A 16,658-nucleotide genomic window follows, 5' to 3' on the forward strand; every position below is an offset into this window, starting at 1 on the left:
GTGTAAGCTCATCGGGACTTACTCGTTTGCTGCTAATGACGCTAGTTAATATGCGGTTTTACTTTACCTGCGTGACACTATTTTATCTGGAAGATACTGTCTAAGCGGCTAACGCCCAGTCCGTTGACTTTCTTCACTTTAATCTGCACTGGAATCCGGTCTTTCATTGCTTCAACATGGCTGATGACTCCAATGGTTTTGCCCGACGCATTCAGGCTATCCAGAGCATCCAGCGCAGTATCCAGTGTTTCAGCATCGAGCGTACCAAAGCCTTCATCAAGAAACAGAGAGTCAATGCTGGTTTTATGACTGACCAGATCCGACAGCGCCAGAGCAAGCGCCAAACTGACTAAAAAGCTTTCGCCCCCAGACAAGGTGCGGGTATCTCGTATTGCATCCGCCTGCCAGGTATCCACAACTTGCAGCTCTAATGCATCGCTGGTTTTGCGCTGTAACAAATAGCGGCCATGTAAGCGGCTGAGCTGGTTGTTTGCCAGATAAACCAGATGATCGAGTGTCAGACCCTGAGCAAATTTGCGGAATTTATCACCCTCTTTGGAACCAATTAAATGATTGAGATAGCTCCAATCTTCATATTGCTGCTGACTGTGCTCAATTTGCTCAAACAGTGCATGCTGGTTACTACGGCGCGCTGTGTCGCTTTCTAATTGATTGCGTAACTCGCCTTGCCGTAATGTATTGGCCTTTAGTTGCATCAACAATTGCTCTGATTGCTGTTGCAATACCACCAATTCAGATGCTTTATCGACACCCGCCGGACACTGCTGTAATAGTTGCTCCAGCGCTTCATTGGCATGTTGCTGGCGGATGTTGACTTGTTGTTGTCGCTCGCTCAATTGCTGTTTTAATTGCTGCAAACGTTGCCTTTCCTCTTCATCCAGCAGTGCGGCGTTTAAGGCGGCTTCATCCTCGAACTCGCTGATCGCCAGTGCTTGCTGTAATTGAGCTTGAGCGGTGGCAGCGCGCTGCTGATTATGCTGATATTGTTGCTCTAAGCCCGCCAGCTCCCCCGCTAATCGGTTTAGCTGGGACTGAGTCTGTTGCAGGATTTCTGCCGCATTCTGTTGTATCAACTCGGCTTGTTGTTGTTGTTGGCGCAACACCTGACGAGCCTCAGTAGTACTGATATCACCAAACAGTGCCTGACGTTGCTGACTCTGTTGTTGTAATAGGGTTTCAGCCTGTTGGTGTTGTTGGGTGAGCGCCGATAATTGGTCAACGCACTCTTGTAAATGGCGACGCTCTTCTTCAATCCGCGTTTCCAGTGTTTTTTGCCCCAGAACCAACTGTTGTTGTTCTTGCTGATTCTGCTGCCAACGCTGGTGTTCCTCTTCCCGCAGAGTCAGCCAACTCTGCTGCTGGTCTGCTGCTGGTACTGATAATGATAAATCAGCCAAACTATTATTGAAGTCTTGGCGCATCTGAGCTAAATCATCTTGCTGGCGTTGATGCTGTAACTGCAGTTTCTGCTGGGCTTGCTGAGTATCTTGCTGGCGCTGAGTGATTAATGCCAGTTGTTGCAAGTGTTTTTGCTGCTGCTGTTCTGCTTGAGCCAGAGCATCTTTAGCTTGTTGGTATTGCTGGTTTAGCTGCTCATATTCAGCCAATTTCCGCTGGCAGTGTTGTTCTGATTGTTCCTGCTGTTCCAGCCAATCCATTAATGCTGCATGTTCATGTAATGCAAATGTCAACGCCAGAGGTTGCGCCAGCTGCTGCCAGCGCTGTTGATAATCGGCCAATTGCTGGCGGCTGTGCTGTAACTCTTGCTCTAGATGCTGCTGCTGTTGCTGCATACTGTTGTTTTGCGCGCTTAATTCTGAGCCTTCAGTGGCGAGCTGTTCAACCTGACGGCGCAGTTTCTCGAGGCGTTCGGCTGTTTCCGACGGTTTTACCGCCTGATACTCAGTGATAGCGGGGTGATCCAATGCGCCACATAGTGGGCAGGCATCTCCCGGTTGGAGTTTGGCTCTTTCCGCTTCCAGTCTGACTATCTGATTTTCGCGTTCCCACAAGGTTTCCAGATCAGCCTGATGTTGTTTTTGATGTTTGTAGCGCTGACGTTTTTCTTCTAACTGCTGTTCAAGCTGTTTTAATTGTTGCTGTTGGCTGGCGAATTGCTGCTGCTGTTTATCGTGCTGTGCCTGAACTTGTTGTGCTAAAGGCGATAATGTGGCGAGTTGTTGCCGGGCCGGTCGCTGTTGCTGCAACTCGTCAAGTTGTTGGCGCAATTGTGCTGCGGGCTGTTGCTGCTCGAATGCTGCTAATTGCTGCTGGATGCTACCTGCTTGCGAGGCCGCGTGTACTAATACGGCCTGTTGCTGTTTATCCTGTTCATTTAATGTGGCCGCTTGCTGTTGCAAGTTGCTCAGTAATAAGGCTTGCTGCTGTAATTGCTGCTCGTTAGCCACTGACTGCTGGTGCTGTATGTGCAATTGGCGGAACTGTTCGCGCCATAACGGTAGGTACTTTACCCAGTGTTGATGGTGGGGATATTGCTGTGCATATTCAGCTAATTGTTGCAGGCGCTGATGCATTTTTAGCAACTGCTGCTCATTTAACTCAAGTTGCTGTCTACTTTGTTGTTCTTTGCCGCGCAATTGCTGCAATTGAGTGGCAAATTGCGCTAATGAGTGCTGTTGTTGCGCGATAAGGTTATCCAGCGGTACCACTTTTTGCTCAATCAGTGTTTCTTGTTCATGCTGCTTGGCCGCCTGTTGTTGGCGTGCGGTATTGGCTTGTTCCAGAGCTTGAGCCAGGGGGGTTAGTTGGCTCTGAAGCTGTTGCTGCTGTTGGGTCAGCGCGGTGATACGCAGTTGTGTCTGTTGCACATCCTGTTGGCTGAGTGAGCAGTCACGCAGTAAAGGGCGCAACTTCTCAGCCGGTTCACTACGGGCCAGCCGTTGTAATTCGGGTTGTGCCTGCTGATATTCTTGTTCAATAATTGTTTGCTGCTGCTGATATTCTTGTAGATTCTGCTGCTGTCTCTGCCAGCCGGTTAACCAGTTTATTTGGTTTTGACTCGCTGATTGTGCTGAAACAAGCTGCTTTTCTTGTTGGTGGAGATCATCGATTTGTTGCGTTAATGCCAAGCGCTGTTCTTCATTGAGCAGTTCAATACCACTGGCTCGTTGATGTAAAGCATCCAGATTGGTCTTGGCTTGTTTATGTTGCTCAAAGACATATTCAGATAGCCGCCCGTAGATATCAGTCCCCGTTAGCTCTTCCAATAATTCAGCACGGTCATTGGCATCGGCATTGAGAAAAGCAGCAAACTGCCCCTGCGATAACATCATTGATTTAGTGAAACGGCCAAAATCCAGGCCGGTGATCGCTGCAACCATCTCCAACTTATCACGCACTTTATCGGCCAGGATTTTACCGCTGTCGCATAGCGCCAACTCAACTTTAGGGGCTTGCAGATTGCCTTCCGGGCTGTTTTTTGCCCGCCGTTGGCTCCAGAATGCACGGTAGCAGATGCCTTTTACTTCAAACTCAACTTCGGCTAGTGACTCCGCTGTGTGGCGTGTCATTAGCTCATTTTGGCTGGGCGTGACAGTCAAACGTGGTGTTTGGTGGTATAGCGCAAGGCATATGGCATCCAGCAGTGTGGTTTTACCTGCGCCTGTCGGGCCAGTGATAGCGAATAAACCGTTGCTGGCAAAAGGTTCGGCGGTGAAATCTATCTTCCACTCCCCTTGCAGAGAATTAATGTTTTTTAGACGTAAGCTTAAAATCCTCATGCAGGCTGCTCCTGTGCGGCATCTTTATCTTGCGTGATGTCATCAACCACCTGATTGAACATTTGACGCATCCGCTGTTGGCGCGGCTCGGCTAAGTCTGGCTCCAGCGCCAGCCTGCGTTCAAACACATCGGTAACACTCAGCTCATTGAGTGTCTCTTTTTCCTGCCGCTCGATACTGTTGTTACGTTGTTCTTTACTGCGACGTAACAATACAATTTCAACCGGTAGCTCTGTGGTCAGAGCCTGAATACGGCGTTGGATATCAGTAAGATAGTCTTGGGTGGCAACTTCTATATCTAGCCATACGGGTAAGCCTTGATGCTCAGAGAATTGAACCAGTTGCTGCTCTATTTGCGCTAAATCCCCTTTAATTAATTGCATTGGCTGAAATTGTGGGATGAAGAGAGGGGTAACTGATGCCAGTGCCTGTTGGTGGAACTCCACCAGATAGACGCTTTTCTCCTTGCTCAATTCATCAAAACTGAGAGCAATGGGGGAGCCGCTATAACGGATATGTTCAGTTTTAGCCACTTGTTGGGCGCGATGAATATGGCCTAAAGCAATGTAATCTGCTGGTGGAAATGCCTGCGCGGGGAAAGCATCCAATGTACCAATATAGATATCGCGAACCGAGTCTGTCGTGGTGACGCCAACGGTAGTCAGGTGCCCGGTGGCAATAATGGGCAGTGGCAAACCCAGTTCGGTACGCAGTTCAACCGCCCGCTGATACAGTGCCTGGTAGTGACCCGCGATCGCTTCTTGTAAAGCCAGTTGTTTTTGCCCTCCAGATTCACCCGCCTGACTGGTGACTAAGTCCCTTGGCCGTAAGAACGGGATCGCACATAGCAGAGCCGCAGGTTGATGTTGGCGGTCTTTTAGAATAATGATTTGTTGATCGAGATTGCTGTTGGCGCACGAAATAACGGTGGTATTGAGATAAGAGAGCAAACCCCGTGATTCATTCAGTGTTGACACAGAATCGTGATTCCCCCCCAATACCACTAACTGACAGCCAGTGGGTTGGAGCTCAACCACGAAACGGTTATATAGCTCACGGGCGTAACTGGGCGGGGAGCCAGTATCAAAGATATCACCTGCTACAATTAGCGCATCTACCTGATTTTCTTCGATCTGATTAATGAGCCAGTGCAGAAATGCCTGATGCTCAGCAGCGCGGCTTTTAGTGAAGAAATGCTGGCCTAAATGCCAATCAGAGGTATGAATAATGCGCATAAATCTCCCGCACGGCAGGTTATCAGTCAAAGATAATGGCGCTGATTATAAACGCTGCCCGCCGGATGTCGCGGCTAAAAAAAGGCTATGAGGAAAATCTCCGAGACGTCTCGCAAACTTGACTGCTGTGTTTTGCAATTATCATGAAATTTATCACTATGCTTATTGCTAGTAGAAGCGTGATGTTTTTCATAAAAATGTCACAAAACTGACGCATAATGGCTCCCGAAATCAAATAGTGACCACTAACATACTGGCAGGGTTGATGATGGCAAGACGCATACTTGTGGTGGAAGATGAAGCGCCAATCCGTGAGATGGTGTGCTTTGTGTTGGAACAGAATGGTTACCAACCATTAGAAGCCGAAGATTATGACAGCGCAGTAACTCGTCTGTCGGAGCCTTTCCCTGATTTAGTGCTGTTGGACTGGATGTTACCTGGCGGCTCGGGTATTCAGTTCATTAAACATATGAAACGTGAAGCGTTGACCAGAGATATTCCGGTGATGATGCTGACGGCCCGTGGCGAAGAAGAGGATAGGGTGCGCGGTTTGGAAGTGGGCGCAGATGACTATATTACCAAGCCGTTTTCGCCGAAGGAGCTGGTTGCGCGTATTAAAGCAGTGATGCGCCGAATATCGCCGATGGCGGTTGAGGAAGTTATTGAAATGCAAGGGCTAAGCCTTGATCCTTCCTCACATCGGGTTATGGCCAATGAGCAAGCGCTGGATATGGGGCCGACCGAGTTTAAGTTATTGCACTTCTTTATGACCCACCCGGAGCGCGTTTACAGCCGTGAACAGTTGCTTAATTATGTTTGGGGCACTAACGTTTATGTAGAAGATCGTACGGTTGACGTGCATATTCGTCGGCTACGCAAGGCGCTTGAAATTGATGGTCATGACAGAATGGTACAAACTGTCCGGGGAACTGGATACCGTTTCTCAACGCGCTACTGAGTTTTCAGTGCCGGAGAATTCGTTGTGTTAGAACGCTTATCATGGAAAACGCTGGCTCTCGAGCTGGCTCTTTTTTGTCTGCCTGCATTACTCCTGGGTGCCTTCATCGGCTATCTTCCTTGGCTATTGCTGATTTCAGCTGTCGCGGCGCTGGTTTGGAATTTCTATAATCAACTTAAGTTATCTCACTGGCTGTGGTTAGACCGTAGCATGACACCACCTGCTGGTCGCTGGAGCTGGGAGCCTTTATTTTACGGCTTGTACCAAATGCAGTTGCGAAATCGTCGGCGTCGGCGCGAACTGGCTTTGCTTATCAAACGTTTCCGCAGTGGTGCCGAATCATTGCCTGACGCGGTCGTTATTACTACAATTGATGGCAATATCTTCTGGTGTAACGGTTTAGCTCAGCAATTGTTAGGGTTTCGTTGGCCGGAGGATAACGGCCAACACATCCTTAATTTATTGCGCTACCCGGAATTCAGCCAATATCTGCAACAACAAGAGTTCTCCCGCCCGTTGACTCTGCAACTGAACAATGGTTATTACGTCGAATTTCGTGTGATGCCTTATTCAGAAGGGCAATTATTGATGGTTGCCCGTGATGTTACCCAGATGCGGCAGTTGGAAGGCGCAAGGCGTAATTTCTTTGCCAACGTCAGTCATGAATTGCGTACGCCACTGACGGTGTTGCAAGGTTATCTGGAAATGATGAATGACCAAGAACTGGTTGGGCCATTACGGGATAAAGCACTGGGGACCATGCAAGAGCAGACTAAGCGAATGGATGGGTTGGTAAAACAGCTCTTGACGCTATCACGAATTGAAGCGGCACCTAATGTGGATATGAATGAGCGGGTGGATATTCCGTTGATGCTGAAAGTGTTACAGCATGAAGTTCAGGCTCTCAGTAACGGACGACATGAGATTACCTTCCGGGTTAACGACCAATTAAAAGTGTTTGGCAACGAAGACCAACTGCGCAGTGCGGTATCAAATCTGGTTTATAACGCCGTCAATCACACGCCTGTTGGTACCCAAATTGAGGTGTGTTGGCAGCAAACTCCACAAGGTGCACAATTTCAGGTCAGCGATAATGGGCCGGGAATCGGTCCTGAACATGTTCCACGGCTAACGGAGCGGTTCTATCGGGTGGATAAAGCCCGATCACGGCAAACGGGGGGCAGTGGGTTAGGGCTGGCAATTGTGAAACATGCATTGAGTCATCACGATGCACGTTTAGAGGTCATGAGCGAAATCGGTCTGGGGACTCGATTTATCTTTACCTTGCCGAATCGATTGATTGTTCCCGCAGTTTTAGCCGAGAATGCAGTCAAATCCTAAAAACTGCATGGATACCAAGCTGATGAAATGGGCAAAACTGACGTTGTTGCATGTCATGTTATGGTTTAGCCATGCCGTTTTAGCGCAATCTGAAGCGGTACTGTCCCCTCCGGTTGCGGTTTTGCCGATGGCTTCCGTGCCTGCCACCAATACCTTATCAGGCAACCTCTCCAGTGTGGGTTCTGACACCTTAGCCAATCTGATGTCCTTGTGGGCTGATGATTTTAATCATCACTATCCTGGCGTTAATTTGCAAATTCAGGCGGCAGGTTCCTCTACTGCCCCTGCGGCGTTGGCTGTCGGTGCCGCCCAGCTTGGGCCGATGAGCCGCCCAATGAAAGCGGGTGAGATCAACGCATTTATTCAACGTTATGGCTATCCGCCACTGGCAGTTCCTGTGGCAGTTGATGCATTGGTGGTGTTTGTTCATCAGGATAACCCACTGAACAAACTGACTTTATCGCAGCTTGATGCTATTTTTTCGCAAAATCGCCGATGTGGAGAGCCACACCAAATTCAGCGCTTTGGTCAGTTGGGATTGGAAGGGGCGTGGGCGGCGCGTTCCTTACAACGTTATAGCCGGAACTCAGCTTCGGGGACCTATGGATACTTCAAACATAAGGTGTTGTGCGATGGTGATTTTATAAATAATGTCAATGAGTTGCCTGGGTCCGCTTCTGTGGTACAGGCGGTGGCTGGCTCATTGAATGGCATTGGCTATGCCAGTATTGGTTTTCGTAATAGTGGTGTTAAACCGTTGTCACTGGCGGCGGTGGGGCAGGATTTTGTGATGCCAACACCTGAGAATGTTAAAGATGGCCGCTACCCTTTATCACGTTATCTGTATATTTATATCAATAAAGCTCCGGGCCAGCCACTGGAGCCATTGACTGCGGCGTTCCTTGAGCGGGTTCTATCGCCCGAGGGGCAAAAAAGGGTCACCCATGATGGCTATTTACCCCTACCTCCCGAGGTACTGATTCAGACCCGAAAAGCGTTAGGTTTTTACTGATTAAGGTGTTTCAGTAGTCGTTTTTTGTTTATCCAATCTGGCATTATCTCTGCGTATAAAACGATCAGTCTCTCCTGAGTATTGGTCACCAGATTGGCGGTAAATTGTTAACGACTGGCTACAAATAATACAAATCATATGGCGTGTATCTCTCAAAACATGGCATGATTAACTGGTTTGATAAAATTATCTGGATGATGATTCTGCTTTTATGATCCCGACTTGCCTTTCTCCGCTATAAACGGTCTACTTAGCGCCGTTGTTGGCCTATTCCACCTGCAAATAACTTCAAAAACACTGCATACTGACGAAATAGATTGCTTATTAACCGCCGGAGTTTGCGTTTATCAGAGCTTTGTATCGTTTCGATCACGTCGGGAAGGCCACAACTTAGAACTTTTCCTTTTGGCCATTTAACTTAGGCAACACACACCACTATGAGTCATCGTTTATCGTCTAAAGATATTATGGCATTAGGTTTTATGACCTTTGCCTTATTCGTTGGAGCTGGCAACATCATCTTCCCGCCGATGGTTGGTTTACAATCGGGTGAACATGTATGGTGGGCAGCTCTTGGTTTCCTGATAACCGCAGTTGGCTTACCGGTTATTACCATTATCGCGCTGGCCCGGGTGGGCGGGGGGATTGATGCCCTGAGTAGCCCAATTGGCCGTAGTGCTGGTTTGGTACTGGCTACCGTCTGTTATTTGGCTGTCGGCCCACTGTTTGCCACGCCACGAACCGCAACAGTTTCCTTCGAAGTGGGCATCGCCCCTTTGACGGGTGATGGCCCGTTGCCGCTGTTTATTTATAGTGTGGTTTATTTCGCGCTGGTGATTGGAATTTCGCTCTATCCGGGGCGTTTGCTGGACACCGTCGGTCATATTCTGGCACCACTGAAAATTCTGGCGCTTGCTATCTTGGGTATCGCGGCGTTGATTTGGCCTGCCGGTCCGTTGATTTCAGCCACTGATGCCTATCAGAACGTGCCTTTCTCCTCTGGTTTCGTTAATGGTTATCTGACCATGGATACCTTGGGTGCCTTGGTCTTTGGTATCGTTATCGTCAATGCGGCCCGTTCGCGTGGAGTGGTTTCCGCAGGGCTGCTGACGCGCTATACCATTTGGGCAGGATTGATTGCCGGTATCGGTTTGACGCTCGTTTACTTGAGCTTGTTTAAACTTGGCAGCGGCAGTGGCAGCCTGACGCCTGACGCACAGAATGGCGCAGTCGTGTTGCATGCTTATGTTCAGCACACCTTTGGTGGTTTGGGCAGTGTGTTCCTGGCCGCATTGATTTTCATTGCCTGTATGGTGACCGCTGTGGGCCTAACGTGTGCCTGTGCTGAATTCTTTGCTCAGTACTTGCCGCTGTCTTATCGGGCGCTGGTATTCATTCTCGGTATCTTCTCAATGATGGTATCGAATTTGGGCTTGAGTCACCTAATTCAGATTTCCATTCCGGTGCTGACAGCGATATATCCGCCATGCATCGTGCTGGTTTTGATGAGCTTTACTTTGCGCTGGTGGCATCATGCCTCACGTATCGTGGCTCCAGTTATGCTGGTTAGTTTGCTGTTCGGTATTCTTGATGCGGTGAAGGCTTCTACCTTCGCGCACTTCCTGCCTGAATGGACTCAGCATCTGCCATTGGCTGAACAAGGTCTGGCGTGGTTATCGCCTTCCCTGCTGGTATTCGTCGTCGTAGGGTTGTACGATCGCCTCTGCTGTCGCCAGGAAGTTGCTGCTAAGCAATAACGGCACAGCCATAGGATTTTTTTAGCCACGGCTCATCCCCGTGGCTTTTTGCTGAAAAAAGACGGGGCAATGTACATGGAATTACCAGTCAAAAATAAGCTGAAACGGGGCCTGACGACCCGTCATATCCGCTTTATGGCATTAGGGTCAGCAATAGGTACCGGCTTATTCTATGGTTCGGCTGATGCGATAAGAATGGCAGGGCCTAGTGTGTTATTGGCATACCTGATCGGTGGCGTGGTGGCATTTATCATCATGCGCGCGTTGGGTGAGATGTCAGTGAATAACCCACAGGCCAGCTCTTTCTCGCGCTATGCACAAGATTACCTTGGGCCAATGGCGGGCTATATCACCGGCTGGACGTATTGCTTTGAGATTTTGATTGTTGCTATTGCTGATGTGACCGCCTTCGGTATCTATATGGGGGTCTGGTTCCCGGACGTGCCTCATTGGGTATGGGTGCTGAGTGTGGTGCTGATTATTGGCGCAGTTAATATGATGAGCGTCAAAGTCTTCGGTGAACTGGAGTTCTGGTTCTCGTTCTTTAAAGTTGCCACCATCATCATCATGATTCTGGCCGGGTTTGGTATCATTATTTGGGGTATTGGTAACGGTGGGCAGCCGACCGGTATTCATAATTTATGGACTAACGGCGGCTTCTTCAGTAACGGTTATGTCGGCATGATCCTATCATTGCAACTGGTGATGTTTGCTTATGGTGGTATTGAGATTATCGGTATTACTGCCGGGGAAGCTGAAAATCCAAAAAGCTCCATTCCGAAAGCAATTAACTCAGTGCCGTGGCGTATCCTGGTATTCTACGTCGGTACCCTGTTTGTCATCATGTCTATCTACCCTTGGAATCAGGTGGGCACGAACGGTAGCCCATTTGTACTGACCTTCCAGCATATGGGGATTACCGTTGCGGCAGGTATTCTCAACTTTGTGGTGATCACCGCTTCATTATCTGCCATTAACAGTGATGTCTTTGGTGTCGGGCGTATGTTGAACGGAATGGCGGAACAGGGCCATGCACCAAAAGCCTTTGCGGCAATATCCAAGCGTGGTGTGCCTTGGGTGACGGTGTTGGTGATGATGTTTGCCATGCTGATTGCGGTTTATCTGAACTACATCATGCCGGAAAATGTGTTCCTGGTTATCGCATCGCTGGCGACTTTTGCCACTGTATGGGTATGGATCATGATTTTGTTTTCCCAGATTGGTTTCCGGCGTTCATTAAGCAAAGAACAGATTAAGGCGCTGGATTTCCCACTGCGTGGCGGTACCTTTACTTCGGTGCTGGCAATCATTTTCCTGGTGTTTATCATCGCTCTGATTGGCTGGTTCCCGACAACCCGCATTTCACTGTATGTAGGGTTAGTGTGGATTGCATTGTTGTTGGTGGGGTATTACTTGAAAGTGCGCCATCAAAAGAAACAGCGAGAGCTTGCCAAAGAAACTGAGTAATACTGAGTCAATACCTACTATCAAGCCGGGAGATTTCTCGGCTTTTTTTGCTCTATACAATCTGGGGCATTCTGCTATTTACCCCCATACTTCTCCTCCCCCAATCTCATCCCTGATATTTATAGTGACAGATGAGGGGGAAGCAGCCACTACATGACATTATTTATATCGGCGAGCTGTATATTCAGATAAATCGCCTATCTCAGGTGAATGTGTCGCGGCGTTAATGTCTGCACCAGATAGCCTTAACAGGAATGGTTTTGGTTAACGCAGGAGAATTTTATGCTTAGTGGTTGGCATCTTCCGGTCCCGCCTTTTGTTCGTCAGCGAGGCGACGCATTACAGATTACTTTATGGTTGCATGGTGAATGGTTGCATGGCGACACATTACCAGCACAGGTTTTCTTACGCTGCGAACCGGATAATGAAGAATGGCTACTGACGATGAAAGGCCAACAGCGTGATGGCTTTTGGTGTTATCGCGCGACGCTGCCTTTACATGAAGGGCAACCTACACGGCGCTACTGTTTTAAACTGTTATGGGATGACGACCAACAATGGTTCGGCCCGCTGGGATTCTCGCGGGTTCCTCCGGCGCAACTGGCTCAGTTTGCCATTGATATGCCCGACAGTGGCCCCGACTGGGTGGCCGACCAAGTCTTTTATCAGATATTCCCCGATCGGTTTGCCAGTAGTCAGGGTGAGCACGGCATGCAAAATGCGAGCTATTATCATCACGCTGCGGGTCATTCGGTGGCTCGTCGTGCATGGCAACAACCATTGGATGACACTAATGCCGCTTCAACATTCTATGGCGGTGATCTGGCGGGTATCAGTCAAAAAATCACTTATTTACAACAACTTGGCGTTACTGCGTTGTATCTAAATCCAATTTTTACCGCACCCAGCGTACATAAATATGATACGCAAGATTATTATCAGATAGATCCCTATCTGGGCGGTGAGGCGGCTTTTCTGCAATTACGTATGGCTACCCGTGAGGCCGGCATAAAATTGGTACTTGATGGGGTGTTTAATCATACCGGTGATTCCCATCATTGGTTTGATAGGCACCAGCAAGGGGATAATGGGGCTTGTCATCATCAGGACTCACCTTATCGTGGCTGGTTTAATTTCTTCCCCGATGGGCGGGCGTTGGATTGGAAAGGTAATGCCAGCTTGCCGAAACTCAACTTCGCGAGTGAGGACGTGGTAAATCAAATCTATCGGGGCGACGGTAGTGTGGTGCGTTATTGGTTACGCCCCCCTTACAGCATTGATGGTTGGCGGTTAGATGTGGTGCATATGTTGGGGGAGGACGGCGGAGCGAAAGGGAATTTGCGCCATTTGACCGGTATATATCAGGCAGCAAAAGAGGAAAATCCGCAGGCCTATATTCTGGGGGAACACTTTGGCGACGCACGTAATTGGTTACATGCCGGTGTAGAAGATTCGGCAATGAATTACATGGGGTTTGCATTACCGGTGCGTAGCTTTTTAGCGGGCCAGGATGTGGCTTATCATCCGATAAAACTCAAGGCTGAGGATTGTGCCTACTGGATGGATGAGTACCGAGCCGGATTGCCGCACGGCCATCAGTTGCGTTTATTTAATCAACTGGACAGCCATGATACCGCCCGTTTTATAACCCTACTGAATAATGACAAAGCCCGAATGCAGATGGCGCTGGTGTGGTTATTTAGCTGGATTGGTGTGCCTTGCTTATTTTATGGCGATGAAATTGGTCTTGATGGTGGTAATGATCCGTTCTGCCGCAAACCGTTCCCGTGGGATGAGGCTCAATGGGATAATGACCTGTTGAAATTATGCCAACGGCTGGCGGCTCTAAGGCACAAAAGCATGGCGCTGCGGCGTGGTGGTTGTCAGGTGGTTTATGCCAATGGTGACACTTTGGTGTTTATTCGTAGCTACCAACGTGAACGAGTGATGGTCGCGATACAACGTATTAGTGATATCAATGTTTCGTTGCCAGCATCCCCTTTACTCAATGTCGCTAAGTGGCTGCGCCTGGAAGGCTCATCCGAGCTGGATGGCACTGAGTCAGGCGTCAATCTGCACTTGGCTGGCGAGAGTGTCACTTTGTGGCGTGGTGTTGGTGAGCGCTAACTTAATCGTTAGCCAGCAGTGATAGCGATTAAAAGCGGCCAAGCGCCGCTTTTCCTTTTGTTGAGATATTATATATATGATAGGTAATCGTATGGCTGACCAAACAGTGGGCAGGTAACATTCAGCAAAGGGAAAATGATATGAGCACAATTAAACGAAAGGCATTGATCATTGGCGCCTCAAGAGGTTTGGGACTGGGGCTGGTTGACGAACTTAATCGCCGTGGTTGGTCAGTGACTGCGACGACACGCGGTGCTGCGAAAGATACCGCAGCCCATGCCGCCCATTGGCTAACATTGGATATTAATAAACCTGAAAGTATTAAGCAGTTTTTGCCGCAGCTACAGGGGCAGATATTCGACCTCATATTTGTTAATGCGGGTATCTCTGGGCCGGAACATCAATCAGCTCTTGAGGCGCAACCGGAAGATATTCTGGAATTATTCCAAACCAATGCCGTTTCACCTATCCGTATCGCTCAGCATCTGCTGACACAACGTAATCCAACTCAAAGTGTATTGGCCTTTATGTCTTCTCAGTTGGGGAGTATTGGTCATAATGCCTCCGGCCATAAACCTCTCTATTCAGCCAGTAAAGCCGCACTAAATATGATGACCCGTAGTTTGGTTGCTGAAGTGGCCGATCCGGCTCTGACGGTGCTATCGATTCATCCAGGTTGGGTAAAAACGGATATGGGCGGGGATGCGGCACCCCTGACCATTACGACCAGTGTGAAGGGCGTGGTCGACCAAATTGAGCACGCTTCCGGTAAGGGCGGTCACGGTTTTATTGATTACCAGGGGCATACATTGCCTTGGTAATATCAATAAGCCAGTAAATTTCCCCCACCAATACATTGATGGGGGATGAATAGCATTGTTAATCAATATCTATATAGCCTAAATAATTCGAGTTGCAGGAAGGCGGCAAGCGAATGAGTCCCGATGAGCTTACTGGAGTAAGTGATTCTGGGGATTGAGAGCAGCCAACGCACATGCAGCTTGAAGTATGACGGGTATAGCTATCAGTAACCGATGGCGGCACCTGCTGGGCGACGGACATCGTTAGCGCCGTACAGGTAGCCTTCACGAACTTTGCCGGAAACTGCCGAGTCATTCCCCGAGTTGGCCGGGCTGACACCCTCCACTCCGGCCAAACCCACTAGAATCAGCTCGGCTGCACCCCATGGGTTCTGTTCGACCATCTTATATCCCATGGTTTTTAGCAGATTAAGACTATCTGCGGATACGCCACGTTGTTCGTAATATACCTCATCAGGTAGCCATTGGTGATGGATGCGTGGTGCATCTACCGCCTCTTGTGGTGCCATGCCATGGTCAATGACATTGAGGGCTGTTTGCAGGGTGATGGTGATAATTCTGGAGCCACCCGGAGAGCCTAACACCATAAATGTCTTACCGTCTTTGGTCACTAATGTTGGGCTCATAGACGATAGTGGGCGCTTACCGGGGGCGATGGAGTTGGTTGCCCCCTGTACTAAACCATACAGGTTTTGCTCGCCCACTTTGACGGTGAAATCATCCATTTCATCATTCAGGAAGAAGCCAGTACCCGGGGCAATCACCACAGCACCAAAGCGGCCGTTAACCGTGTAGGTCGTGGAGACCGCATTACCTTCATTATCGACGATAGAGTAGTGGGTGGTTTCTGGTTTTTCATGGGGTTGCATCCCCGGTTGTACTTCTACCGAGGGAGTCGCTTTGTTGGCAACGATTTGCTTGCGGATATCGGCGGCGTAGCTTTTGCTCAACAGGCGATCAATCGGATTCTTAACAAACTCGGGGTCACCGAGGAAGGTATTACGGTCCATATAAGCATGGCGCATAGCTTCTGTCAGGGTATGGATGTAAGCCGCGGAATTGAAGCCCATGCTTTTCAGGTCATAGCCTTCCAGCACATTCAGAGTTTCACATAATGTCACCCCACCGGAGCTGGGTGGTGGTGAGGAAACAAATTTATAACCGCGATAACTACAGGTTATCGGTGCAGTTTCAGTGATTTTATAGTTGGCGAAATCAGCGGCTGTCAAAATACCGCCACCTTTTTTCGCCGCCGCCTCTACTGCTTGCGGTATTTTGCCCTGATAGAAGGCATCCGGCCCTTGCTCTGAGATTGCGCTAAGGGTTTCAGCCAGATCAGCCTGAACTAAACGATCCCCCGGTTGCAGTGCTTCACCATCTTTGCGCAAGAAAATACGCGCGGATTCAGGGTCTTGGCGGAAACGTTTGACGGTAGTGTCCAGAATGTCAGTATCGGCACGCGTCAGTACAAAGCCCTCACGGGCCAGTTTGATCGCCGGAGCCATCACTTGCTGGCGCGTCAATTTACCGTATTTCTTCTGCGCGCTATCCATTCCCAATACCGTACCAGGGACGCCGGCTGCCAGATAACCATACAAGCTGGCATCTTTAGTGACTTTTCCCTCTTTATCTAAATACATATCGGCGCTGGCAGCCGCTGGTGCAGTTTCACGGAAGTTGATAAATGTGTCAGTTCCATCGGCAAGGTGAATGGTCATAAAACCACCCCCACCGATATTGCCACAGCATGGATTTACAACAGCCTGTGCATATCCCACCGCCACTGCGGCATCAACGGCATTGCCGCCCATTTTTAAAATATCAGTTCCCACTTGTGAAGCGAGATATTGCGAGGTCACCACCATGCCATGTTTTGCTTCCACCGCCGGTGTAGAGGCCGCATGCAGTGTACCACTGACCAGTAAAGCCAATACAGCCAAGGGTTTGTTCCATTTTTTTAACAACATTCTGACTCCTGTTAGTTCCTGCCCGCCAGGGATGACCTGATCATTTTTGTCTGGCAGCTTAAAAGCGCTGCTTATGGCGTGTGCAAAAAAACACACCAGTAATAATTAATAGCAGAATTAATGTTTATGGCTGCTAATTAATTGGCGGCGAAAGGAGAGTTTGTCAGTTGTTGTCTGGCAGATAGGTTGATTTATGCTTGAAAGGCGCCAAG

The 16,658-nt window shown here is 49.0% G+C and carries 10 protein-coding genes; 7 read left to right on the forward strand and 3 right to left on the reverse strand.

Going from position 1 to position 16,658, the window contains the following annotated elements; genetic code table 11:
- Window positions 1–77: 77 nt before the first annotated feature.
- Complete coding sequence (locus V1952_RS05290) at window positions 78–3,761, reverse strand: AAA family ATPase (RefSeq protein WP_420074418.1); 3,684 nt, start codon at window positions 3,759–3,761, stop codon at window positions 78–80.
- Window positions 3,758–4,996 (reverse strand): exonuclease subunit SbcD, encoded by a 1,239-nt coding sequence (gene sbcD / locus V1952_RS05295; protein WP_372558173.1) that lies wholly within the window; start codon window positions 4,994–4,996, stop codon window positions 3,758–3,760. The genes V1952_RS05290 and sbcD overlap by 4 nt, the downstream gene beginning before the upstream one ends.
- Before the next feature lie 268 nt (window positions 4,997–5,264).
- On the opposite strand from sbcD, the gene phoB reads away from it, so the two are divergent.
- The 7 genes from phoB (at window position 5,265) to V1952_RS05330 (ending at window position 14,479) form a co-directional block, all read left to right on the forward strand.
- Entirely contained in the window at window positions 5,265–5,954 is a 690-nt protein-coding gene (phoB, locus tag V1952_RS05300; protein WP_025377384.1) for a phosphate response regulator transcription factor PhoB, read from the forward strand.
- 24 nt (window positions 5,955–5,978) lie between these two features.
- Window positions 5,979–7,295, forward strand: a complete 1,317-nt coding sequence (gene phoR / locus V1952_RS05305; RefSeq protein WP_372558174.1) for a phosphate regulon sensor histidine kinase PhoR — start codon at window positions 5,979–5,981, stop codon at window positions 7,293–7,295.
- 22 nt (window positions 7,296–7,317) lie between these two features.
- Window positions 7,318–8,307 (forward strand): PstS family phosphate ABC transporter substrate-binding protein, encoded by a 990-nt coding sequence (locus V1952_RS05310; protein WP_420074419.1) that lies wholly within the window; start codon window positions 7,318–7,320, stop codon window positions 8,305–8,307.
- A 437-nt stretch (window positions 8,308–8,744) separates the two neighbouring features.
- Complete coding sequence (brnQ, locus tag V1952_RS05315) at window positions 8,745–10,064, forward strand: branched-chain amino acid transport system II carrier protein (protein WP_083160081.1); 1,320 nt, start codon at window positions 8,745–8,747, stop codon at window positions 10,062–10,064.
- A gap of 75 nt (window positions 10,065–10,139) precedes the next feature.
- Window positions 10,140–11,531 carry a proline-specific permease ProY gene (gene proY, locus V1952_RS05320; RefSeq protein ID WP_372558176.1) on the forward strand — a complete coding sequence of 464 codons (1,392 nt, stop codon included), beginning with the start codon at window positions 10,140–10,142 and terminating at the stop codon, window positions 11,529–11,531.
- Window positions 11,532–11,813: 282 nt separating this feature from the next.
- On the forward strand, window positions 11,814–13,658 hold the full coding sequence (gene malZ / locus V1952_RS05325) for a maltodextrin glucosidase (protein WP_420074420.1): 1,845 nt from the start codon (window positions 11,814–11,816) through the stop codon (window positions 13,656–13,658).
- Window positions 13,659–13,798: 140 nt separating this feature from the next.
- Entirely contained in the window at window positions 13,799–14,479 is a 681-nt protein-coding gene (locus tag V1952_RS05330; protein WP_420071189.1) for an SDR family oxidoreductase, read from the forward strand.
- A gap of 203 nt (window positions 14,480–14,682) precedes the next feature.
- Here V1952_RS05330 and ggt read toward each other — a convergent pair whose 3' ends face one another.
- The gene (gene ggt, locus V1952_RS05335; protein WP_005182078.1) at window positions 14,683–16,446 is read right to left on the reverse strand and encodes a gamma-glutamyltransferase; all 1,764 of its coding nucleotides are present in this window, start codon (window positions 16,444–16,446) and stop codon (window positions 14,683–14,685) included.
- Between the last annotated feature and the right edge of the window lie 212 nt (window positions 16,447–16,658).

Origin of the sequence: Yersinia sp. 2542 StPb PI (genome assembly GCF_048593855.1) — a bacterium.
Taxonomy (GTDB): domain Bacteria; phylum Pseudomonadota; class Gammaproteobacteria; order Enterobacterales; family Enterobacteriaceae; genus Yersinia; species Yersinia enterocolitica_E.